Origin of the sequence: Arthrobacter sp. SLBN-112, assembly GCF_006715225.1 — a bacterium.
GTDB lineage: Bacteria > Actinomycetota > Actinomycetes > Actinomycetales > Micrococcaceae > Arthrobacter.
This window is the reverse complement of the sequence record NZ_VFMU01000001.1, coordinates 1,818,603-1,842,322: the sequence shown is the minus strand read 5'-3', so window position 1 is coordinate 1,842,322 and position 23,720 is coordinate 1,818,603. Positions and strand designations below refer to the sequence as shown.

Here is a 23,720-nt window from a genome sequence, read left to right as displayed (position 1 = left end):
GTGCGGCGAGCGGCGGTGAGCCGGCGCCGAATGAGCAGGATCACGTGGCCGACGGCGGGCGGCGGCACATCGAAGGCTCCCGTCCAGGATTCCGGGCGGGAGCCTGCGTGAGGGTCATGGGCAGGGACAGTCAGGCGTGGGCGTAGGTGAGGCAGTCGGCGTTGTCGGCGCCGGGCCCCACGTGCACCTCCGGGGCATTGCACATCAGGTGCTCGTTGTGGACGCACTCGGCGCGCTGGCATGCACCGACATCCGCCAGCACCTTGGGCAGGCCGCCGTGGATGCCGGTCTCGATGAAAGTGGCGCAGGATGCATGGTCCTGGCTTCCGCCAACAGTGATGGCGTGCGCGGTGCAGCCTTCGTGGTCGTTGAATGAGCAACGGGTGACACTGCAGTCGGCAACATGTGTTGTCATGGCGTTCCTCCGTAAGTTCCGCCGCCCGGCGGGCGGCTCCCGGAACCCACCGTAGGCCTGATCGCCGCGATCAAAAAGACCCAATTGTGTGTCCTAATGCCGCTGGATCCACCCGCGTCGCTGCAGCGGCAGCCCGGGGCGGGTAAAAACCCAGGCGAGCGCGGCAGCCGTCAAAGGTACTGCCGCAATGAGTGCGGACAATTGCAGCCAGGGAACCTCAAGGGCTGTCCGCATGTCGGTGGACAGGGCCAGCAGGACCGCGGGCACCGATCCCGCCAGCGTTCCCAGGGCCGCTCCGACCCCGCTGGTGAACAGTCCCTGCGACCCGGCAAGCGCCTTGCGCAGCCGTGGCGAGGCACCGACGCCGGCCAGGACCGCATGGTCCTTCCGGGCATCTGCCATCGACAGCCCAGTGGTAATGCCCGCCGCGTTGAAGGTGATGAGTGCAGCCGCGGCCACGATGGACCAGGTGATCCACTGATGTGCCTGCGAGATGCCCTCTTCCGGCTGGAAAGGCATGCCGGGCTGCCCGTAGACAGCGGCGGCCGCAGCTGAGGCTGCATCCGCCGCAGCCTCGGAGGGGTAGGTCGAAAGCTGCACGAGCACTCCGGCGGGGGCCACGTGGAGGTCCAGGCGTTCCGCGGTTTCACGGGAGACCACGCCGTAGTAGGGCACGGGGACAGCCGGTTCCAGCACTGCCGCTGCAAGGGAGTCGCTCCTGACGGTTGCGTGGACGGTGCCGGGCCCCGAAGATGCCGGCTCGTGGGTCCGCACATCCTTCCCCTCCAGCAGTACCCTTCCGTCACTGACGAACACCGGGTTGGTCACCACCATCCCGCCGGCGTTCAGCACCGCAAGGGCCTGCGGGGTGGCGCTGCGGCCCAGCGCCGCCCTGATGTCCTCCTCGCCGCCAACCAGGATGGCCGGCCCGGACGGTTGTTCGTTGACCAGGGAGCCGCGGCACCGCCAGTCGCCCGGGTCCAGCAGCCTTCCCTTGGGCGTCCTGGGGCACTGGTTGGCTGCAGGTTTAGCCAATGAGTACAACAGGCAGTTGGAGGTTGCCGTCCGGGCGGGCATTGCGAGGTCGCTGGGACCCTCGGGGCAGTTGCGCAGGCTCTCAGGCGCGGTGATGACCTGGGTCGATTCAACAGTGCCCAGGGCATCTGCCACCGCAGAGGAGAGTTGGTGGGCATCCATCCGGACGGACGGCTGCCTGCTGCCATCGGCTGATGCAGGCGGGTCCACGACCAGCGGCAGGTACGCCTGGTTTTCCAGCGCACCCCAGTAATGCGACTCCCGCAGCCCCGCCTGTTGGCTGGCAGAAAGAACCAGGGCCGCGCTTGCCAGGGTTGCGGCGGCGAGTACCGCCGCGACCGCGGGAACGCTGCGGCCGCGGTTCCGCGCCGAATCCCGGGCCGCCATCCGAAGGGGCAGCGGCATCCACTGGATGCGGGAGGTCAAGCGGAGGACCAGCCAGCCGGTCAGCAGCACCAGGCCGACTACCGCCAGCACGGCGCCGAGGATGAGCAGTGTGACCACCAGCGGCAGCTGCTCCGCCTGCCGGTCCGGATCGTTGGTGTAGCGTCCCAAAACCCAACCGGCCGCCAACAGCCCGGCGGCAAGCACCACCGTACCGGCGCCGGCCAGCGTTGCCCGCCGGCTCTTCGCCGCGGGAGCCCGCCCCGCTTTCAGGGCACCCAGCACTGCCTGCCGGGACACCTGCCGTGCAGGCACCATGGCCGCGATTGCGCAGGATGCCAGTCCCATGGCCATGGCTGCGGCTGTCAGGAGGAAATCCGGATGCAGTCCCGGCAGCCGGGCGGATCCGTTCGCCCGGACCACGTGGACGAGGACGGCAGCAGCTCCCAGCCCCACGGCGGCTCCCGCGGCAACGGCAAGGCCGCCAAGCCAGAGTCCCCCGGCGGTGACAACAGCGCGGATGGTGGCGCCTTCCGCGCCCGAGGACGCCAGCAGTGCCAGCTCACGCACCTGCTGCTTGGCGCCGACGGCGAAGGCAGCACCGGCCAGCAGGCCCACCTCCAGCAGCGCCAGTGCACCGATCATCCCGAAACTGGCGTAGATTGCCACCGCTTCCGTCGAATCATCCCGTGGAAGGGAACCGGCGACGGTCCGTTCCTCACGGGACGGCGGGTTCAGCACCACGCTGCGGGACAGCACGCCCACGCCTTTACTGTTGGCTTCCCTGACCTGCGGCCAGGTGACCGGGTCCGGGCCCACCAGGTAGTAGGACACGGACTGGCGGGTCAGCGGCCCCTGGGCCAGGTCAGCGGGCACTTGGCCTGCCCGCAGGTACAGGATGCTGTTGCCGTCTGAAACGCCGGCATCGCGGATGGTGCCCACCGGGACGAAGGTGCCTGCCGACGTCGCAAATTCCTGCCCGAAGGTGAGGTGGAAACGCGTCATCAGCCCGGGCGAAGCAAGCACCTCCGTCCCGCCGCTCGGGGCCCGCCCGGCCAGGAGGCTGAATTTACCGGTGAAGGCCGGATTGAGTGCATCCACTTCGCGGCCCTGCAGTGAAACAAGGGCTTCCCCCACGCCGGTGGTCAGCTGGAGCAGGCGCTGCGGCAGGACGTCGTAGCCTGCCGGGATGGCGTCGAAAGGGTCCGTTCGCTGGAAATCAGGGTCGAACCGGCCAGTACTGGAGGCGACCACGCCGTCATTGAGCGGATCCTGGAAGGAGTCCGCACTGGGCACCGGCAGGACGCTGAACCTGGCCTGGGTATTGCCCAGTTCGTAGCTGACGATCTCCCCCGGTGTCCGCTGCGAGCTCTGGTAGAGGGTGGCGGCGCCCGTCATTCCCGCCACGGGCAGCATGATCAGCAGCACGATGAGGAGCGACCGTCCCCGGTGCCGTGCGATGTCGCGGCGTGCCAGCCGCAGGGCAACCCGGTAGCTGCTCCGGCGCCCTTGCGGCACCGGAGCGAGGTCCAGGGGCATCAGAGCCCGGCCTGGCTGAGGAGCATGGCGGGATCGTGCATGGCGGCGGCCTGGTCAATGATCCGCCCATCCCGAAGGAAGACCACCCTGTCGGCCCAAGCTGCGTGCCTGGCCTCGTGCGTGACCAGCATGACGCCTGCACCGGCGTCGGCGCGGGCGCGCAGGACCTCCATGACGCCCTGGCCTGTGGTGGAATCCAAGGCACCGGTGGGTTCGTCCGCCAGGATCAGCCGCCGCTGGCCGACGATGGCCCGGGCTATGGCTACACGCTGCTGCTGGCCGCCGGACATCTGGTCCATGAACCGGTCCGCGAGTTCCGGGATTCCCACTTGCCGGAGCGCGTCGGCGGCCTGCCGGTGCGCTTTCCTGGTGGATGTTCCGTCCAGTTCCAGCGGCAGCGCCACGTTTTCCACCGCGGTCAGCGTGGGGACCAGGTTGAAGTCCTGGAAGACATATCCGACGGCACGGCGGCGCAAGCGGGCCAGTTCGTTCAGTCCCAGCCCTGCCAGGGGCGTGGACTCCACATAGACAGCGCCCGACGTCGGCCGGTCCAGTCCGCCGGCGAGGGCGAGGAGAGAGGACTTGCCGGAGCCCGACGGGCCCATGACGGCCACGAACTCCCCTGCTGAGATGGTGAGGTCAACGTCGCGGAGGGCGGCGACCGCCGTCACGCCTTCCCCGAACGTCCTGCCCACCTTGGCGAGTTCAAGGACCTGCTGCGGACCCTGCACGCTCACCGGCGGCTGTCCGCATTGAGCGGGGCGTCTTCCGTGGCCCCGTTGGACGTTTTCCGTGCTCCACCCGTCGCAGCGGCCTGGGCCTGCTGGACCATCCTGGCCTCGCAGAGGTCCAGCCAGCGGACTTCCGCTTCGGTCTGGAAGATCAGCGAATCGAGGACCAGCAGCCAGGCGGTGTCCGTAGCCCGCTGGTTGGCGGCCGTGTCGCGGCGCGCCTTGGTGTAGTCCTGGAGCGCCCTGATCGACGCCACACGCTGGGCCTGGATGATGGCCTGGACATCCACACCGGGCAGGGTGACGGCGAGCGCGAGCTTGATCGCAAGCTCGTTGCGTGGCGGGTTGTTCCGCTCCACGGGGGCGGCAAACCAACTCCGCACCTCGGCCTTGCCGGCGGGGGTGATGCTGTACACGACGTGACCTTCGCCGTCGTCGCCCTCCTTGGCCACCAGGGCGTCGCGTTCCAGCCGGTCAAGCGTGGTGTACACCTGCCCGATATTCAGGGGCCAGGTGGCTCCGGTGCGGTTCTCGAACTCGACCCGCAGCTGGTAGCCGTAACGCGGCTGGTCCTGCAGCAGGGCGAGGAGGCTGTGGCGAATGGACATTGTGCTCCCCCGGGCTGGTCGATACCGGTATGCACAGGCCCCCAAGACCCGTGCATACCGCGTATAGGCAGACTAGCGGGGAGGAGAGCCGGAAACAATACCGGGTATGTAACTTGGGGTGCTACATGACCAGAAGGACTTTGCCCACGTGGTCGCCGCTGTCGAAATAGCGGTGCGCCGCAGCCACCTGGTCCAGCGGGAACGTCTTGGCAACCAGCGGGCGGATCCTGCCATCGGCCACCAGCGGCCAGACAGCATCCCGGACCGCAGTCATGATGGCACCCTTTTCCGCCACCGGCCGGGGCCGCAGGGCGGTGGCCACCACGGCTGCGCGCTTCTTCAGCAACAGGCCCAGGTCCAGCTCACCTTTGGTGCCACCCTGCAGCCCGATCACCACCAGGCGCCCGTAGTCCGCCAGGGCGTCCACGTTCTGCTGCAGGTACTTGGCACCCACCACGTCCAGGATGACATCCGCCCCCTTACCGTCATTCTGCCGCCGAAGACTTTCCGGGAAGTCCTCTTCGGCGTAATTGATGGCAATGTCCGCTCCAAGGAAGGCCTTGGCGGTGCTGACCTTTTCCTCTGTGCCGGCTGTGGTGGCCACCCTGGCACCGAAGGCCTTGGCAAGCTGGATGGCCATGGTGCCGATCCCGCCAGTAGCCCCGTGGATGAGGACGGTTTCACCCGGCTGCAGCTGCGCCGTCATGATCAGGTTGGAGTAGACCGTTGCGGCCACCTCCGGCAGCGACGCCGCGGTGACCAGGTCCACCCCTTCCGGCACCCGCAGGACCTGTTCGGCCGGAACCGCCACCTGCTGGGCGTAGCCGCCGCCGGCCAGCAGGGCCACCACCTTGTCCCCCAGCGAGAAGGGCTTGCTGACACCGGGGCCAAAGCCTGCGATCCGGCCCGACACTTCCAGCCCCGGGATTTCGGAGGCTCCGGGCGGCGGCGGGTAGAAACCCCTGCGCTGCTGGACATCAGCCCGGTTCAGGCCTGCGGCCACAACATCAATGAGCACCTCGCCCTGGCCGGGCACCGGGGCATCCACGTCCCGGACTTCCAGCACTTCCGGGCCGCCCGGTTCCGATATGTAGACGGCTTTCATGGACCTCTCCCGTTCCTGACTCAAATCCTGACTGCAACCAGTGTGCACCGGTCACCATCCCCGGCCTGTTTTGTTGCAGGCAAGTGCCTATGAAACACTACTAGCTGAGGAAGGTTGTCCGAGCGGCCGAAGGAGCTGGTCTTGAAAACCAGTGTGCGGTAACCCCGTACCAAGAGTTCGAATCTCTTACCTTCCGCGGAAGAAACCCCTGGCAGCCGGCAACGGCCGCCAGGGGTTTCCTGCTTTAACTTTCCGGGTCCTGAACTTCCGGGCCACGCCTGTTGCAGGCACGTAAATTCTTTGGATTAATCCGCCGCCAAACCCTGGACCGAAAGCTACCCGCGGGTATCGTTTGTGATTGCCGGCACACCTGGGGGTTTGCCGGCGCCATCACTCCCGCCAACAGCACCTCCGGTTCGGGCCAGGTAGCTCCGGGCCGGAGAGCGGGCCGCTCCGCTGGGGAACGTCCCGCCGAATGCACGCTCCATCCACCTGCGTTCATTCACTGCTGTTGTCATGTGCCGGACACCCACTTGACCAGGAGCAGGATCCGGGCCCAGTCCGATTGGTACAACCGGACGCACTCCACTGGGTCCCCCACCGGGACACCTCAATGAAAGTAAGAGCGGATGCATCAAACACCTTGGAAGTTAGCGCTGGGCACAGCGTTGTCAGCGGGGCTCATCGCAGCCCCGCTGACAGCTGTCCCGGCGGCCGCGGAGGTCTCAGCCGCGGCCGGCACCTCCCCCGTTGTCATCAACGAGGCCTACTTGAACGGCGGCAGCACCGGCGCCGCCTACAAGAACAAATTCGTGGAGCTGTACAACAGTTCCGACGCTCCTGTTTCCCTGGACGGCTGGTCCGTGCAGTACCGTTCCGGCACCGGCACCGCGGCTCCAACGGGGGTGGCCGCCCTGTCAGGTTCGATTCCCGCGAAGGGCTACTACCTGGTACAGGGCAGCAGCAACGGCACCAACGGCGCGGACCTGCCGGCGCCGGACCTCGTTGCCGGCGCCCTTAACTTCAGCGGCAGCAGCGGCAGCAGCGGCACCATCGTGCTCGCCAAACAGCCCACCGCCGTCGGCCTCCCCACCGGTTCCGTGGTGGAAACGGCTGGCGTGGCCGACCTCCTGGGCTACGGCACCTCCAACACCTTCGAGACCCGGGCCGCCGCGGCACCTTCATCAAACACGGACGTGAAGAGCCTCAACCGGACCGCAGGCGCGGACAGCAACAGCAACGCCGCAGACTTCACGCTCATCGCCGCCATCACGCCGGCTTCCTCCGGCGGCACCGCTCCGGATCCGATGCCAGTCCCCACCCCCGACCCCGTGGCCAAGGCCATCGCGGAAATCCAGGGCACCGGAACGGAAAGCCCCCTGGCCGGCGCCACTGTCACCACCATGGGCAAAGTCACCGCGGCCTTCCCCACGGGCGGGCTCAACGGCTACTACCTCCAAACCCCCGGCACCGGCGGTGACCTGACGGCCACCGACCACTCAGCCTCCGACGGAATCTTCGTCTATTCCCCCGCCACGGTGGCCTCAGTGCAGGCCGGCGACTACGTCCAGGTAACCGGCACGGTGGCCGAGTACTACGGCATGACCCAACTCAACGTCACAGCCGAATCCGGGCTCACCAAGCTCAGCGACGCCGCTCCCGAGGTCAAGCCGGCACTCTTCACCCTGCCCGCCACCGAGGCCTTCCGTGAGTCGCTGGAGGGCATGCTCCTGGCACCCCAGGGACCTTTGACCGTAAGCGACAATTACAGCCTGAACCAGTACGGCGAGATTGGCCTGGCCGGCGGAACCACTCCCCTGGTGCAGCCCACCGCCGTCGCGCCGTATGGCTCATCTGAGTACGCCGCCGTCGTCGCGGACAATGCTGCCCGGGGCATCAAGCTCGATGACGGGTCCAGCACCAACTTCCTCAAGGACGCCACCACCAAGGCCGAGGTGCTTCCGTACCTCACAACTGCAGACCCCGTCCGCGTGGGCTCCCCGGCTACCTTCAACACCAACGTGGTGCTGGGCTACGCCAACAACTCCTGGAAGCTCCAGCCGCTGACCCATCTCACCGAAGCCAACAAGGCTACGGTCCAGCCGGCCAGCTTCGGGGCCACCCGCACCGAAGCTCCCGCGGCCGTGGGCGGCAACGTGAAGATTGCGTCCTTCAACGTCCTGAACTACTTCCCCACCACGGGCGACACGTTGTCCGGGTGCACGTTCTACGAGGACCGCGACGGCAACCCGATCACGGTCCGCGGCGGCTGTGATGCCCGCGGGGCTGCCAACGCCGAGAACTTCCAGCGCCAGCAGGACAAGATCGTCTCCGCCATCACCAAGTCCGGCGCCGACGTGGTGACCCTGATGGAAGTCGAGAACTCCGCGCAGTTCGGCAAGAACCGGGACGATGCCCTGGCCAGGCTGGTGGAAGCCCTCAACATCCCCAGCCCCGGTATCTGGGACTACGTCCGCTCCCCCGCCAACGCTCCGCCGCTGGCTGACGAGGACATGATCCGCACCGCGTTCATTTTCAAGAAGGCCGTGGCCGAACCCGTAGGTGAATCCATCATCCACAACGACACCGTGGCCTTTGCGAGCGCCCGCAAGCCGCTGGCCCAGGTCTTCAAACCTGTGGGCGGCGGAGCCGGCACCGAATTCATCGCAATCGCCAACCACTTCAAGTCCAAGGGCTCGGCTGCTACCCCGGACGACACCGACAAGGGCCAGGGTGCCTCGAACCTCGCCCGGACTGCGCAGGCGCAGTCCCTGCTCGCCTTTGCCGACGAACTGCAGAAGTCCAAGGGCACCGATAAGGTGTTCCTGGCCGGCGACTTCAACTCCTACGGCAAAGAAGACCCGATCAATGTCCTGACCGCCGCAGGCTACGTCAACCAGGACGACAAGGCCCGCAACGCCGACGGCTCCGCCAAGCACTCCTACCTGTTCGGCGGCCTGGTGGGGTCCCTGGACCACATCCTTGCCTCTCCGGCAGCCAATGCCGTGGTCACGGGCGCTGACATCTGGAACATCAACTCCGTGGAATCCGTGGCGCTGGAATACAGCCGCTACAACAACAACATCACCAACTACTACGCCCCGGACCAGTTCCGTGCCAGCGACCACGACCCCGTGGTGGTCGGCCTGAACCTGCCGTCCACACCTGCCACCGTTGACCTCAATCTCCTGAACATCAACGACTTGCACGGCAGGATCGACACCAACACGGTCCAGTTCGCCGGCACCATCGAGAAATTGCGGGCCGCGGCCGCCCCCGGCGCCACCGCGTTCCTGTCCGCCGGTGACAACATCGGCGCTTCCCTGTTCGCCTCCGCGGTTGCCAAGGACCAGCCCACCATCGATGTACTCAATGCCCTGGAACTGAAGGCGTCTGCCGTGGGCAACCACGAGTTCGACGGCGGCTGGGCGGACCTGCGCGACCGGGTCATCGCGGGCGGCACCAACGCCAAGTTCCCGTACCTGGGGGCGAACGTTTACAGGAAGGGCACCACCGAGCCGGTACTTCCGGAGTACACGGTGCTGGACCTGAACGGCGTGAAGGTCGCCGTGATCGGCACCGTCACCCAGGAGGTCCCGTCCCTGGTGACGCCGGCCGGCATCGCCGATCTCGACTTTGGGGACCCGGTGGATGCCATCAACCGGGTGGCCGCAAAGATCACGGCGGACAAGCTGGCCGACGTGATCATCGTGGAGGATCACGACGGCGCCGGCTCCGGCGTGGTGGAAGGCGCCACTTTGGAGCAGGAAGTGGCGGCCGGCGGGCCTTTCGCGAAGCTGGTCACCGAAACTTCCCCCGAGGTGGATGCGATCTTCACCGGCCACACGCACAAGGAATATGCCTGGGACGCACCCGTGCCCGGCGTGGCAGGCAAGACCCGGCCGATCGTGCAGACCGGCAACTACGGCGAGAACGTGGGCCAGATCCAGTTGACGGTGGACACCGCCAGCAAGCAGGTGACCGCGTACAAGGCCGGAAACGTCAAGCGGACAACGGATCCGGCCGCTGACCTGGTTGCCGCTTACCCGCGGGTGGCCGCCGTCGACGCGATCGTCAAGAAGGCCCTGGCGGACGCCGCTGTGGTTGGCAACCAGCCCATCGGCTCGGTCACCAAGGACGTGACCACCGCCTTCACCACCGATGCCACCGGAACCGCCAAGCGCGATGACCGCAGCAGTGAGTCCACCCTGGGTAACCTGGTGGCCGACTCCCTGCTGGATTCGCTGAAGTCCCCCGAGCTTGGCGGGGCGGAGATCGGCGTCGTGAATCCCGGCGGGCTGCGCAACGAGCTGTATTACGCGCCGGACGGCACCATTACCTACGCCGAGGCCAACGCGGTGCTGCCGTTCGTGAACAACCTGTGGACCACGTCCCTGACCGGCGCCCAGTTCAAGACCCTGCTGGAGCAGCAGTGGCAGACCAACCCGGACGGCACTGTTCCCAGCCGTGCGTACCTGCAGCTGGGCCTGTCGAAGAACGTGAACTACACCTATGACGCCGCCCGTGCAGCCGGGGACCGCATCACCTCGGTTCGGGTGAACGGTGAACTGCTGGACCCGGTCAGGTCCTACCGGGTAGGCACGTTCAGCTTCCTGGCAACCGGCGGCGACAACTTCAGGATCTTCACCGAGGGCACCAACACCCGGGATTCCGGGCTGGTGGACCGGGATGCCTGGATCGGGTACCTGCAGAAGAGCAGTCCGGTGTCCCCGGACTTCGCCCGGCGATCCGTGGCTGTCACCAACACCACCGCCACTGGGGTCAAGCGCGGCGAACCGGTCACGCTGGCAGTCTCCAAGCTGGACCTGACCTCGCTCGGCAGCCCGGTGAACACGGCCCTCGAGGCTTCGTTCACGGACTCCGCCGGGACCGTGACGCAGCTGGGCACCGTTCCGGTCGCCTCCGGGGCGGCCACGGTGAACCTGGCGGTCCCGGCCGGGGCAGCGGAGGGCGGGGCCACACTGGTGCTCACCGCCGTCGAGTCCGGCACCGTGGTGAAGGTGGCGGTACTGGTCGGTGCGGAGACTCCGGCCCAGCCGGTCTGCGTCCCGCCGGTCAAGCCCGCCCGTCCGGCTGACGTGAGGGGCCAGGCGAACTACGGGCAGGCCATGGCCGCCCACCGCGCCTGCCTGCGGGGCTAACCTCCAGATGCGCCATCACTTGTGGTCCCCATTCCACCGGTTTAGGGACCACAAGTGATGGCGCATCGGCATTTAAGCCCTGCGGAGGATGGCGGCCGCGATCTCGTTGGCATCGCGGAGGGTGCGCTGGCCGCTGCGGTAGGCGGGGCCGCCGGGCTGAAGGGCCTCGGCCGCGATGGCCGTGCCCCACTGGGTGGAGGACAATTGCAGTCCCAGCACGTACAGGCCTTCGGTCACGGAGCCGTTGGCGGCAACCGGGCGGTACGGATGCGGTTCCACGTCCAGGCCTGTGGACTCGGTCGGGGCACCCTCTGCGGTCATCATGAGCCGGGGCCTCACCAGGCCGTCCGCCAGCAACTGTTCCAGGACCGGCGAATGGTTGGCCGACACCCGGTTGCCAGGGGCAAGGGCCTCCACCATGGTCCGTGCCATGACCGGGGGACCCGCAACCCACGGCGAGGACGCCGTGAACATCGCGGACTTCCGGTCCACCCCGAATTTGGGGTCCGGCCCAACAAAGCTGACCACCCCTGCCCTGGCCAGCGCGGCAAGCTGTTCGGCGCGCAGCGCCGGGGGGCCGCTGGCGAGGCCCTCCACGAAGGACTCAAACCAGCCACGCAGCCCGGCGACCCAGGACTCGTCGGTGATGCCGCCGTCGGCCACGGCCGTCTTGAGGACGGCCCGCCCGTGGTGCAGCGCGGCGATGGCCATTTTGACGGGGTCGTCCTCGCCGAGGGCTGAACGGCGCGCATCGTCCAGCAGGAATTCCACCACTGCTGCGTCATGCTCCCGACGGGACGCGAACGACCGGCCGGCCAGCGGGGCTGCCAGGCCCGGCAGGTCCAGGCGGTGCCGTGGACCGACGTGGACGGCCAGGACGCTCTCCACGTTGTCTTCCCATTTGGCGGCGCTGTGCGCGTGCGGCTGCAGGGCTTCCTCCAGCGCTGCGAGGAAGACCTTCGCATCCGGGACCGCGGCCGGCTGCGAGCGCACGAGCGTTGAGTAGTAGGCCCAGAGGGCGTCGCGGTGCAGCAGCGGCCACAGGTCGTGGTCGAACGAGGGCCTGATTCCCGCCTTCGCCAGCCGTTCCAGGGCGGCCTCCGTGAGGTAGCGGAGCGTGACAGACGCGGCGTAGTAGCCGTTGAGGGCTGCTTTGGCCCGGTAGGGGGTCCCGCGCCGGGACGCCGCGATGATCAGGGGTTCCTGGCCGGACGGTTCGTATTCGAGCCGGCTGCCGGTGGACACGAACTTCCCCCCGCGGCCTTCGGTCAACTGCCCCATCGTGTCGAAGAAGTTCAGGCCCATCCCACGGACCAGGACCGGTTCGCCGGCGGGGATCCGGGACCAGTCCACGTCGGCGGGCGCGGCTGGGGGAAAGTACTGCAGCCCAAGCTGCGCGGCGGAGGCCTGCAGGTCGCGCTGTTCCGGATTCAGCCGCGACGGGATGTGCCCCAGGGCCAGCACCACGGAGTTGGCCCGGATCGTGGCGCCCGTTGCCAGGCCGACGTCGAACATTCCGTCCCCGACGGGACGCACCGACAGGGCGGACGTTTCGTGGAAGTCGACCGTCACGCCATCGGGAGCGTTGCCCAGCAGTTCCTCCAGCGTGCACTGAAGGTAGCGCCCGTACAGGGCCCGGCTGGGAAAGTCGTTCGACTCAAGCACCGCCAGTTCCGCCCGTTCCTCGCCGGTGAGGGCTTGCAGCGGGTCCCGCTGCTGCTGCCCCCGCCACTGGTCGAACGTGGTGCCCGCAACCGGCGCGGGCAGCGCCGGGTCCTGCGGGATCAGGGTGGGGTAGAACGACTGGGTGTTCATCAGGAACAGCCGGGACTGCCCGGGCTGCCACACGTGCCCGGGGCCTGCCGGGTAGGGGTCAACCACGTCGATGTGCAGCCGCACGGGTGTGCCCGCTGCGTTGGTGTGGGCGAGCAGCCGCTCCAGCACGCTGGTGCCACGGGGGCCGCCGCCGATGATGACGGCCCGGTTGCTCTGCGATAATTCCACGGCATCCAGCGTACGGGCTGGAAGCGGAGTCTGCGCTGGACGCTTGACTTGCCAGCCTTGGGGGATGTTGTTTGGATGGGCCCCATGACCACCACAGCAGCTGATCAAGCGTCCATTCCCGGTCCCGGCCAGGACACCCCCGGCACCGCACCGCAGGGAACGGCACCGGTGCCCGTCGACGAAAATGTGTGGCTGGAGGACATCTACGGCGAGGAACAGCTGGCCTGGGTCCGGGAGCAGAATTCCCGGACCGAGGACCTGCTGGAGGACGCCGGCTACGCCGAACTGGAGAACAGCATCCTGGAGGTCCTGGACTCCACGGACCGGATCGCCATGGTGGGCAAGCGCGGCGACTGGTACTACAACTTCTGGAAGGACCAGCAGAACCCCAAGGGCCTCTGGCGGCGCACCACCTGGGAGAGCTACCTCACCGATTCCCCCGAATGGGATGTCCTGCTGGACGTTGACGAGCTGTCCCGGACCGAAGGACAAGAGTGGGTGTTCCACGGCGCCACCTTCCTGCGGCCCGCGGCGGGCGAGCCCTACCGGCTGGCACTGCTTGCCCTCTCCCCCGACGGCGGCGACGCGAACCGCTACCGCGAGTTCGACGTCGAGGCGCGCGGCTTCGTTGATCCCGCCCGGGGCGGGTTCGACCTGCCCACCGCGAAGGGGAATGTGTCATGGCTGGACGCCGATACGCTGCTGGTTTCCTCCACCGCGGAGGGCCTGCCCAGGACCGCATCCTCCTATGCCCGTACCGCGGTGACCCTCAAGCGCGGTGATTCCCTGGCCGCGGCCCCGCGCCTGTTCGAGGTGCCGGAAGACCACATGATGGCGTTTGCGGCGCATGATTCCACACCCGGATTTGAGCGCACCTTCGCCGTGGACTACGTCGATTTCTTCAACCGGACCAACTTCGTGCTGCGGGACGGTGACTGGGTGCAGATTGATGTGCCCACCGACGTCAACATCAGCGCGCACCGGGAATGGTTGCTCTTCCGCCCGCAGCAGGACTGGGTCCTGGGCGGCACCACCTACCCGTCAGGATCGCTCCTCGCCGCCAACTTCGAGGACTATCTCGCCGGTGGCCGGCGGCTCACTGTGCTGTTCACTCCGGATGACCATACGTCGCTGCAGTCCTGGAGCTGGACCCGGAACTTCCTGCTGCTCAACCTGCTCAGGGACGTTTCCTCGGAAATCCGGGTGCTGGACCCGTCCCGGCCCACCGGCAGCGCGGACGGCGGCTGGGCGGCTGCCCTCCTTGATGCCTGCCCGCCGCTGCATGACGTGAACGCCTACGCCGTGGACGACGAGGACGAGGGACCGGCCGACGGCGGCGCCGGCGACGACTTCTGGCTCGTCGCCACCGGCTTCACCACCCCCACCACCCTTATGCGCGGCACCCTGGAAAGGGCCGGGGAAGGGCATGACGACGCCGGGACGTCCGGCGTGGTGAGCCAGCATGCCACCATCAAGACCTCGCCGTCGTTCTTTGCCGACGGTGACTATGAGGTGGAGCAGCACTTCGCCGTGTCCGACGACGGCACCCGGGTCCCGTACTTCCAGATAGCTCCGCGCGGGCTGGCTTTGGACGGGCAAAACCCCACCCAGCTGTCCGGCTACGGCGGGTTTGAGGTCTCCCGGACGCCCGCCTACAGCGGCACGGTGGGCCGGGCATGGCTGGAGCGGCGGACCACGGTGTCGGACGGAAGCGCCGGGGAGGCTGCGCACTCCCGAGGCGGAGTGTATGTGGTGGCGAACATCCGCGGCGGCGGCGAGTACGGGCCGGCATGGCACCGGGCCGCGCTGAAGGAAAACCGGCACCGGGCCTATGAGGACTTCGCGGCCGTGGCCCGGGACCTCATCTCGCGCGGCGTTACATCGCCCCGGCGGCTGGGCTGCGTGGGTGGCTCCAACGGCGGCCTCCTGGTGGGAAACATGCTCACCCGGTACCCCGAACTGTTCGGGGCCGTTTCCTGCGGAGTGCCCCTGCTGGACATGCGCCGCTACACCAAGCTCTCCGCCGGGCATTCCTGGATTGCCGAGTATGGGGACCCGGACGTCCCCGAACAGTGGGAGTACATCAGGACCTTCTCGCCCTACCACCTGCTCAAGGATGCGGTGGAGTACCCCGAGACTTTCATCTGGACGGCAACATCGGACGACCGTGTCGGCCCGGTGCAGGCACGCAAGATGGCGGCCCGGATGCTGGCCATGGGCATTCCCAACGTGTGGTTCCACGAAGCCTTGGAAGGCGGCCATGCGGGTGCCTCGGACAACCGCCAGGCCGCCGCGCTGCAGGCCCGCAGCCAGCACTTCCTGTGGAAGGCGCTGGCGGGCTGAACGCCGTGGAATCCGGGGCGGCCGTCCACCGGGCCGGTGCCGGGGACATCGAACAGCTGGCACAGGTGCATGTCCGCTGCTGGCAGGAAACATACCGGGGAATGTTGTCCGATGATTTCCTCGCCGCCGTGGATCCGGCAGACCGGCTGCGGCTCTGGCGGCACCTGCTGGACCGGCCCGAACCTGCCGAGGCTTGGGTGGCGTGTGATGGCGGGACGGTAGTTGGGTTCGCGGGTGCTCGACTCTTGCCGGCTCCCGGTTCACCTGAGGGGCACCCGCCGCCGTCCTCCGGGGACCTGGAGTTGTGGGGGCTGTACCTGCTGGCTTCACACCAGGGCCAAGGGCTGGGCGCCCTTTTGCTGGACGCGGCTATTGGCTCCAAGGCGGCGAGCCTCTGGGTGGCCGCCGGCAACAGCAGGGCCATCGGTTTCTACCGCCGTTTCGGCTTTGAACCGGACGGCGCCCGGGACATCCTGCCGGCCTGGGAGGACCTGCCGGAGATCCGCATGGTCCGCCCGGCGCAGGACTGACCGCGGAGCACCCGAACCTCACTCACCGGGCGCGAGCCTGTGGCGGGTACCGTTTTGCACTGCATGGCCGGATCTGCGTATCCTTGGTGGGCTAGGAATAGCAATTGGAGACGTGCCAGAGCGGCCGAATGGACTTCACTGCTAATGAAGGGTCGGGGTTAAACTCGACCGGGGGTTCAAATCCCCCCGTCTCCGCGTTTGGCCCCGGTCCACTGGACCGGGGCCTTTTGCGTTTCCCGGTGCCCCGCAGCCGGTCATGACCCCGTTCGCATATCGGAGCGTTGTAGGTTCGGATGCGCGGACAAGCTTCTGAAAACCGCGGCGCCGCTTTCGCACGACCGGAACGCGCTGTCCGGTGAGCGGACGGGGAGGGCGCCTGCCTCCACCGCAGTGGCAGGATTAGCGCATGGCGCCACGCAGCAACTCCCATCAGCCGGACGTAACCCGGACGGCATGGAGTCCCCGACTGGCACTTTTGGTGGCGGCCACGTTCTTCATGGAATTCCTGGACGGCACGGTCCTCACCACAGCCATCCCCAGCATTTCGGCAGATTTGGCCGTTCCCGCCGCCGATGTCAACATCACCATGACGGCCTACCTGTTGACAGTCGCCGTCGGGATCCCCATCAGCGGCTGGCTGGCAGAACGGTTCGGCGCCCGGCGGATCTTCTGTACCGCAATCGCCGTCTTCACCCTCGCTTCCCTGGCCTGCGCCCTCAGCCCCGACCTTGCCACGCTGACGCTGAGCCGGATCGCCCAGGGTGTAGGCGGCGCCATGATGGTCCCGGTGGGAACCCTGGTGGTCCTGCGCGGAACGCCGAAGTCCGAGTTGTTGCGCGCCACCGCGTTCCTGGTGTGGCCCGGGCTCCTGGCACCGGTCCTGGCACCGCTGGTGGGCGGGGCGCTCACCACGTACCTTTCCTGGCACTGGATCTTCCTGGTGAACATCCCCCTGGGCGCCGCCGCGTTTCTCGCCGCCCTGCGCCTGGTCCCAGTAGCGCCCGGGGATTCCGGCCGTCGGCTGGACTGGCCCGGAATGGTCCTGACCACCGTCGGTGTGGGCGCGCTGGTGGCCGGCCTGGAGCTCGCCAGCAGCCACCCGGAACTGCCCTGGGCAGGGGTCAGTGCTGCTGCCGGGCTTGCCGCACTCGCCGGTGCCGTCTTGTGGATGCGCCGGACGCCCCATCCGCTGTTCAACCTGCAGGTCTTCCGCACCCGGACCTTCCGGGCGATGGCCACTGGCGGCTTCGTGTACCGGGTCACCATCAGTTCGGTCCCATTCCTGCTGCCGCTGATGTTCCAAACAGGGTTCGGCTGGTCACCGCTGCACGCCGGCGCCCTGGTGGCAGCCGTATTCATCGGGAACATCGGAATCAAGCCCGCCACCACCCCGCTGATCAGGAAATTCGGCTTCAAGGCCATGCTGGTGTTCGCCTCGCTGGCCTCCGCCGTCACCTTTGCCCTCTGCGCCCTCCTGACACCGGAGACCCCTGAAGCGTTGATGGTAGTGCTGCTGGTATGCAGCGGCGCCTTCCGCTCCATCGGATTTTCGGCCTATGCCTCCGTGCAGTACGCCGACATCCCGCCGGCACAGCTGACCTCCGCCAACACTGTTTCCGCAACGCTGGTACAGCTCGGCACCGGCTCGGGTATCGCGGTGGCAGCCCTGCTCATCCGGACCTTCGACGGGCTGGCCCTCGTACCGCAGGACCCCTCAGGGCCCTTCCGCGGTGCATTCGTGGCGATGGCTGTCCTGATGCTGGCCAGCACCGCGGACAGCATCCTGCTCCCCCGCCATGCCGGGGCGGCCGTCAGCCGGCCTGCGCCAGCACCAGGGGAAGCACCGCTTCCGCCCCGGCCTGCCGAAGGGCGCGCCCCGCGACGGTAAGGGTCCACCGGCTGTCGGCCAGGTCATCAATCAGCATGACCGTCTGGCCCTGGACGGACTGCAGGGCGGCTTCAAGCTCCGGGCCCACCACCAGCCGGTCCCATACGCCCGCCAGGCGGTAGGCGCTGTTTCCGCCACGGCCGCCGGTTGGGCCGCCGTGCGCCAGCTGCAGCTCGCCCAGGTAGGGGATGCGCCCGATCTCGGAAATCCCCCGGGCCAGCGAACCCACCAACTGCGGTTTACTCCGCGACGGCATCCCTACAATGGCGGCGGGCCTGCCCACCCCGCTCCAACCCGGGGTCCGGCCATCCCCGGCTCCCCATTCGCGCAGGACCTGAACGCACGCCTGGAGCATTCCGGGGTCCACCGGCCGGTCCTCCGCCCCGGCCGCGAAGAGCTCCCGCAAGGCACCGCCCCACCCCAGGTCCGTTAGGCGGGCCAGGACCCGTCCCTCCGCAAGGCCTTCCGCAGGCTTGAGCTTTCCTTTCACCGGCACTCCCAGCCGGTCCATGCCGCTGGGCCACTGAAGCCGCGGTTCAAGGACGCCGCCGGCCCGGCTCAAGGTCTGGCTGGCCGCCGCTGTGGCGTCGGCTGCCACCTCCGCCGGGAACCAGCGCCCCGCACAGTTGTCGCACCGCCCGCACGGCCGGGCCGTCTCATCATCCAGGACCGAGGTGATGTACTCCATCCGGCAGCCTGCGGTGTCCTGGTAGATCACCATGGAGTCCTGCTCGTCCACCCGCGCCTCGGCAATCCGGCGGTAGCGTTCGGCGTCGTAAACCCACGGCTGGCGGGTGGACCGCCAGCCACCACCGACCCGTTCCACCGCGCCGTCCACCGACAACACCTTCAGCAAGAGCTCAAGCGGTGTGCGGCGAAGGTCCACCCTTGCTTCCAGCGCCACCGTGGACAGGGCAGATCCAGCCTCGGCCAAAGCAGTCAGCACCGCCGCGGCCTTTTCCTCCGAGGGCATGGACGCGGTGGCGAAATACTGCCAGATCTCCCGATCCTCCGCGCCGGGGAGCAGGAGCACGTCAGCATTGGCAGCACCACGGCCGGCACGCCCCACCTGCTGGTAGTAAGCCACCGGCGAGGACGGCGCGCCGAGGTGGACGACGAAGCCCAAGTCCGGTTTGTCGAAGCCCATTCCCAGGGCGGAGGTGGCCACGAGCGCCTTGACCTGGTTGTCCTTCAGCAGCTGCTCGGCCCGCTCGCGGTCCGCGGGATCGGTCCGTCCGGTGTAGGCCAGCACGTTATGCCCCGCTTCCGACAACAGGCGGGCGGTGTCCTCGGCTGCGGAAACGGTAAGGGTGTAGATAATTCCGCTGCCCGGCAGGTCCGCCAGGTGGGTCAAGAGCCAGCCCAGCCGCTCTTTGGAGTCGGGGAGCGACAGGACCCCAAGCCGCAGCGAGTCACGGCCCAGGGAGCCGCGGATGGTCAGGACTCCCTGGCCGAGCTGTTCTTCGATGTCGTGCACCACCCGTGAGTTTGCCGTGGCGGTGGTGGCCAGGACCGGGACCGAATCCGGCAGCCGTGTAATGAGATCCGCGATCCGCCGGTAGTCGGGGCGGAAGTCGTGGCCCCAGTCGGAAATACAGTGGGCTTCATCGATGACCAGCAGGCCGGTCCGCCGGATCAATTCGGGCAGCTGGGTTTCCCGGAACGCGGGATTGGTCAGCCGTTCCGGGGAGACCAGCAGCACGTCCACCTCGTCGGCAGCCAACTGTTCACGCACGGTGTCCCACTCCAGCTGGTTGGCCGAGTTGATGGCCACGGCGCGCACCCCGGCGCGGGCGGCCGCGGCCACCTGGTCCCGCATCAGGGCCAGCAGCGGCGAGACGATCAACGTGGGCCCGGCTCCCCTGCGCCGCAGCAACAGCGATGCCACAAAGTACACGGCCGATTTGCCCCAGCCGGTGCGCTGGACCACCAAAGCCCGCCGCCCGCCGTCGACCAATGCCTCGATGGCCTCAAACTGCCCCTCGTGGAAGACCGCGTCCGGGTGCCCCACCAGGCCGCGCAGGACCTCAAGCGCTTCGGCGTGGGTGGCGGTTCCGGGTATGCCGGGACCTGCCATGTCTGCAACGGCGGTAGCGGAAACGGTGGACGGGTACTGGTTATCGGCCATTGATTCAGTATCCCAGCACCCTCCGACACCGTGCACAGCCGCAAACTGCTATGTGGAAAGCGGCCGCAAAGGGCGGACCTGTTACGAAGGAGCTCCCCCAACCACATTGGCCGGGCGCGCCGCCCACGTAAGATAAAGCCCGTGACTAGCGAACAGACAACGACATTTGACCTTTCGGCATCCTTCAAGGCCTACGACGTACGTGGGATTGTGGGCGAGTCGATCACCGCCGAAATCGTCGAAGCCGTGGGGGCCGCGTTCGTGGATGTCCTGCAGCTCGAAGGCCAGACCATTGTGGTGGGCGGGGACATGCGTCCCTCCTCCCCCGAATTCTCCAAGGCCTTCGCCAACGGGGCGGCAGCGCGCGGCGCCAATGTTGAGCTGCTGGACCTGATCTCCACCGATGAGCTGTACTTTGCCTGCGGATTCCTCAACCGCGCCGGGGCCACGTTCACCGCCAGCCACAACCCCGCCGAATACAACGGCATCAAGATGGCGAAGGCGGGCGCCGTCCCCATCTCCTCCGAAACCGGCCTCAAGGAAATCCAGGCACTCGCGGAGCAGTACCTGAACTCCGGGTCCATTCCGGCAGGCGGCACCAGGGGCCTCATCAGCGTCCGCGACGTCCTCAAGGACTACTCCGGGTACCTCCGCAAGCTCGTTGACCTTTCTGCGTCCCGCCCCCTGAAGGTTGTGGTGGACGCCGGCAACGGCATGGCCGGCCTGACCACCCCGGCCGTCCTGGGTGACGCACTTCTGCCCAAGCTGCCCTTCGACATCGTCCCCCTGTATTTCGAGCTGGACGGTTCATTCCCCAACCACCCGGCCAACCCCCTGGAGCCGGAAAACCTCCGTGACCTGCAGGCCGCGGTGATCGAACACGGCGCGGACATCGGCCTGGCCTTTGACGGCGACGCCGACCGCTGCTTTGTCATCGACGAGAAGGGCGAACCCGTGTCGCCGTCGGCCATTACCGGCATGGTGGCGCGCCGCGAGATCGCCCGCGCCAAGGCCCAGGGCGAGGAAAAGCCGGCCATCATCCACAACCTGCTGACCTCCCGCGCCGTCGCGGAGCTGGTGGAGCACGACGGCGGACGCGCCGTCCGCACGCGCGTGGGCCACTCCTTCATCAAGGCAGTCATGGCAAAGGAAGGCGCGGTGTTCGGCGGCGAGCACTCCGCCCACTTCTACTTCCGCGACTTCTGGAACGCCGACACCGGCATGCTGGCAGCGATGCACGTCCTGGCAGCCCTGGGCGAGCAGGACGGCCCGCTCTCCGAGCTGGCCCGCGAATACGAGCCCTACGTCAGCTCCGGCGAGATCAACTCCGAGGTGGAGGACAAGCCGGCGGCGGTAGAGCGGGTGCGCCAGGCCTTCGCGGATGAGGACCTCACAATCGACAACCTGGACGGCAGCACGTTCACGGCCAATGACGGCAGCTACTGGTTCAACCTGCGCCCCTCCAACACCGAACCGTTCCTGCGGCTCAACGCCGAGGCCACGGACCGGGCCACCATGGAACGCATCCGCGACCGCGTCCTGTCCCTGGTGCGGGCCTAACAGCGGATGGCAGACCACACCGGGCAGGCAGCGGACGGAAACAGCGGACAGGAAAGCTGGCGCGATTCCGTCTCCGAGGCCACGGCAACTGACCTGGAGAACCTCCTGGGCACGGGCGTCAGCGCGGCCCAGGAGCAGCTCCAGCGCAACGGCGGGTTCCTGCCCTTCGCGCTGACGGTCCAGAACGACGGCGAGGTGCGGCTGGTTGCCGTCTCGCCAGCGGATGCCACGGAAGGCAGCGACGGGGACTTCGACGCCGATGCCATGATCCATGACCTGCAGGCCCTCCTCCGCCAGAACCGGGACGACTTCCGCGCCGCGGCCGTGGTCTGCGACATCCTGCTGGTGGAGGAGGATTCGGACGCCATCCACGTGGCTGCCGAGCACCGGGACGGTTCCCTGTTTGCCGCGGTGCTGCCGTACTCCGCCAATGCAACTACCCAGTCCTGGGAATTCGGCGAGCTGGGCGCGGACGCCAGCGAACCAGCGATCTGGGTGGACTAGACCGGACAGCAGCCATGAAGATCAATGCCTTCGCCGACGTCAGCCTGCGCGCACTCATGGTGCTCGCCGCCGTTCCGGACGGTATGCTGCTCACCACCCAGAGCATCGCGGACTCAGTGGGAACACCCTACAACCACGTCAGCAAGGCCATGGCGAAGCTGCGGAGCATGGGGCTCATTGAGGTTGTCCGCGGCCGCTCCGGCGGTTCACGGCTCAGCCATGCTGGCCGCATCGCGACCGTCGGCCAGGTCCTGCGGCAACTTGATACCCGCACTGACCCTGCTGACTGCGTGGCGCCCGGCGGGAACTGCCCCCTCATCAGCGAGTGCAAACTCCGCGGTGCACTCGCCCGCGCCCGCGAGGCCTTCTATGCGGAACTGGACTCCGTGGTCATCGCGGACCTCCCGCAGGAGCGGCAGATGGCGCCGGTCTTCCAGATGATCGGCCTCCGTCCAGGGCTTTGACCCTTCAATCCGGGTGCAGGCTCCCGGTTTGATTTCAAACTTCTACAAGGTGTAGAACTGAGGCAGAAATACTTGTATTTGAAATATGAGTTTTCATCCGGCCGGACGAAGGCCCCGGCCATAACCTCAGGAGTTCAGATGCTCTCGGACAAGTCCCGCCCCATCATTGAGGCCACCCTGCCGCTGGTCGGTTCCAGGATCGGATCCATCACCCCCAACTTCTACGCGCGCCTGTTCGCGGCGCACCCTGAACTGATGGATGGCCTGTTCAGCCGCTCCAACCAGCGTTCCGGCAACCAGCAGCAGGCCCTGGCCGGGAGCATCGCCGCCTTCGCCACCCACCTGGTCAACAACCCGGGCACCCTGCCGGAAACCGTCCTCTCGCGCATCGCGCACCGGCACGCCTCGCTGGGCATCACGGAACCGCAGTACCAGGTGGTCTACGAGCACCTGTTCGCGGCGATCGCCGAAGACCTGGCCGAGGTCATCACGCCCGAGATCGCCGAAGCCTGGACCGAGGTGTACTGGCTGATGGCGGACGCCCTGATCAAGCTTGAAAAGGGCCTCTACGCCGCACAGGCCAATGACAGGATGTGGATGCCCTGGCGCGTGGCAGCCAAGGAACCGGCAGGAACGGGTTCCATGACCTTCACTCTCGAGCCCGCCGACGACACCCCCATGACCCCCGCCCTGCCCGGCCAGTACATCAGCGTCAAGGTGGCCCTCCCCGACGGACTGCGCCAGGTCCGGCAGTACTCCCTTTCCGGGGATGCGGGCACCAGCCGCACCTTCACCACCAAGCTGGACGACGGCGGGGAGGTCTCCCCGGTCCTGCACAACACTGTCCAGGTGGGCGACGTCGTCGAAATCTCCAACCCCTACGGCGAGATCACCCTGAAGGAGGGCGACGGCCCGGTGGTCCTCGCCTCCGCCGGCATCGGCTGCACCCCCACCGCCTCCATCCTCCGCTCGCTCGCCGAGTCCGGCTCCGACCGCCAGGTCCTGGTGCTGCACGCCGAAAGCACCCTGGACAGCTGGGCCCTGCGCAGCCAGATGACGGACGACGTCGAACGCCTTGACGGTGCCGAACTGCAGCTCTGGCTCGAGAAGCCGGTGGACGGCGCCAAGGAGGGATTCATGAGCCTGCGTGAAGTGGACCTTCCGGCCGACGCCTCCCTCTACCTGTGCGGTCCCCTGCCGTTCATGAAGAACATCCGCAACGAAGCCATCAACGCCGGCATCCCGGCCACCAAGATCCACTACGAGGTCTTCGGCCCGGACATCTGGCTCGCCAGCTGAATCCATTGCTCCGTACTGGTC

15 protein-coding genes and 2 tRNA genes are annotated in these 23,720 nt (G+C 67.6%); 10 read left to right on the top strand and 7 right to left on the bottom strand.

What is annotated here, in order from left to right; genetic code table 11:
- Positions 1 to 130: 130 nt before the first annotated feature.
- The 5 genes from FBY33_RS08645 to FBY33_RS08625 all read right to left on the bottom strand — a co-directional run bounded on the left by FBY33_RS08645 (position 131) and on the right by FBY33_RS08625 (position 5,817).
- Positions 131 to 415 carry a DUF1540 domain-containing protein gene (locus FBY33_RS08645; RefSeq protein ID WP_142030216.1) on the bottom strand — a complete coding sequence of 95 codons (285 nt, stop codon included), beginning with the start codon at positions 413 to 415 and terminating at the stop codon, positions 131 to 133.
- A gap of 93 nt (positions 416 to 508) precedes the next feature.
- On the bottom strand, positions 509 to 3,373 hold the full coding sequence (locus FBY33_RS08640) for an FtsX-like permease family protein (RefSeq protein ID WP_142030215.1): 2,865 nt from the start codon (positions 3,371 to 3,373) through the stop codon (positions 509 to 511).
- Positions 3,373 to 4,110: an ABC transporter ATP-binding protein gene (locus FBY33_RS08635; protein WP_142030214.1), complete on the bottom strand. Its 738-nt coding sequence runs from the start codon at positions 4,108 to 4,110 to the stop codon at positions 3,373 to 3,375. The genes FBY33_RS08640 and FBY33_RS08635 overlap by 1 nt, the downstream gene beginning before the upstream one ends.
- Positions 4,107 to 4,712 carry a PadR family transcriptional regulator gene (locus FBY33_RS08630; protein WP_142030213.1) on the bottom strand — a complete coding sequence of 202 codons (606 nt, stop codon included), beginning with the start codon at positions 4,710 to 4,712 and terminating at the stop codon, positions 4,107 to 4,109. Before FBY33_RS08630 ends, FBY33_RS08635 begins: the two co-directional genes overlap by 4 nt.
- Positions 4,713 to 4,833: 121 nt before the next feature.
- Positions 4,834 to 5,817, bottom strand: a complete 984-nt coding sequence (locus FBY33_RS08625; RefSeq protein ID WP_142030212.1) for an NAD(P)H-quinone oxidoreductase — start codon at positions 5,815 to 5,817, stop codon at positions 4,834 to 4,836.
- 108 nt (positions 5,818 to 5,925) lie between these two features.
- On the opposite strand from FBY33_RS08625, the gene FBY33_RS08620 reads away from it, so the two are divergent.
- Positions 5,926 to 6,013: transfer RNA gene (locus FBY33_RS08620), tRNA-Ser, on the top strand.
- 433 nt (positions 6,014 to 6,446) lie between these two features.
- The gene (locus tag FBY33_RS08615; protein ID WP_142030211.1) at positions 6,447 to 10,979 is read left to right on the top strand and encodes an ExeM/NucH family extracellular endonuclease; all 4,533 of its coding nucleotides are present in this window, start codon (positions 6,447 to 6,449) and stop codon (positions 10,977 to 10,979) included.
- A gap of 72 nt (positions 10,980 to 11,051) precedes the next feature.
- Here FBY33_RS08615 and FBY33_RS08610 read toward each other — a convergent pair whose 3' ends face one another.
- Positions 11,052 to 12,983, bottom strand: a complete 1,932-nt coding sequence (locus FBY33_RS08610) for an FAD/NAD(P)-binding protein (RefSeq protein ID WP_142030210.1) — start codon at positions 12,981 to 12,983, stop codon at positions 11,052 to 11,054.
- Between the two features lie 84 nt (positions 12,984 to 13,067).
- Here FBY33_RS08610 and FBY33_RS08605 point away from each other — a divergent pair, with 84 nt between their 5' ends.
- The 4 genes from FBY33_RS08605 to FBY33_RS08590 all read left to right on the top strand — a co-directional run bounded on the left by FBY33_RS08605 (position 13,068) and on the right by FBY33_RS08590 (position 17,744).
- On the top strand, positions 13,068 to 15,326 hold the full coding sequence (locus tag FBY33_RS08605; RefSeq protein ID WP_142030209.1) for a prolyl oligopeptidase family serine peptidase: 2,259 nt from the start codon (positions 13,068 to 13,070) through the stop codon (positions 15,324 to 15,326).
- Positions 15,305 to 15,856, top strand: a complete 552-nt coding sequence (locus tag FBY33_RS08600; RefSeq protein ID WP_235010493.1) for a GNAT family N-acetyltransferase — start codon at positions 15,305 to 15,307, stop codon at positions 15,854 to 15,856. The genes FBY33_RS08605 and FBY33_RS08600 overlap by 22 nt, the downstream gene beginning before the upstream one ends.
- 106 nt (positions 15,857 to 15,962) lie before the next feature.
- Positions 15,963 to 16,051 (top strand) — tRNA-Ser (locus FBY33_RS08595).
- A 211-nt stretch (positions 16,052 to 16,262) separates the two neighbouring features.
- Positions 16,263 to 17,744 carry an MFS transporter gene (locus FBY33_RS08590; protein ID WP_142030208.1) on the top strand — a complete coding sequence of 494 codons (1,482 nt, stop codon included), beginning with the start codon at positions 16,263 to 16,265 and terminating at the stop codon, positions 17,742 to 17,744.
- Here the strand turns inward: FBY33_RS08590 and FBY33_RS08585 are convergent.
- Complete coding sequence (locus tag FBY33_RS08585; RefSeq protein ID WP_142030207.1) at positions 17,668 to 19,872, bottom strand: RecQ family ATP-dependent DNA helicase; 2,205 nt, start codon at positions 19,870 to 19,872, stop codon at positions 17,668 to 17,670. The two genes, FBY33_RS08590 and FBY33_RS08585, sit on opposite strands and share 77 nt — an antisense overlap.
- Positions 19,873 to 20,013: 141 nt before the next feature.
- Here FBY33_RS08585 and FBY33_RS08580 point away from each other — a divergent pair, with 141 nt between their 5' ends.
- The 4 genes from FBY33_RS08580 (at position 20,014) to FBY33_RS08565 (ending at position 23,699) form a co-directional block, all read left to right on the top strand.
- The gene (locus FBY33_RS08580; protein WP_142030206.1) at positions 20,014 to 21,432 is read left to right on the top strand and encodes a phosphomannomutase/phosphoglucomutase; all 1,419 of its coding nucleotides are present in this window, start codon (positions 20,014 to 20,016) and stop codon (positions 21,430 to 21,432) included.
- A gap of 6 nt (positions 21,433 to 21,438) precedes the next feature.
- Positions 21,439 to 21,936 (top strand): hypothetical protein, encoded by a 498-nt coding sequence (locus FBY33_RS08575; RefSeq protein WP_142030205.1) that lies wholly within the window; start codon positions 21,439 to 21,441, stop codon positions 21,934 to 21,936.
- 14 nt (positions 21,937 to 21,950) lie between these two features.
- Positions 21,951 to 22,400 carry an RrF2 family transcriptional regulator gene (locus FBY33_RS08570; RefSeq protein WP_142030204.1) on the top strand — a complete coding sequence of 150 codons (450 nt, stop codon included), beginning with the start codon at positions 21,951 to 21,953 and terminating at the stop codon, positions 22,398 to 22,400.
- A gap of 138 nt (positions 22,401 to 22,538) precedes the next feature.
- On the top strand, positions 22,539 to 23,699 hold the full coding sequence (locus FBY33_RS08565; RefSeq protein ID WP_142030203.1) for a globin domain-containing protein: 1,161 nt from the start codon (positions 22,539 to 22,541) through the stop codon (positions 23,697 to 23,699).
- The last annotated feature ends 21 nt before the right edge of the window (positions 23,700 to 23,720 follow it).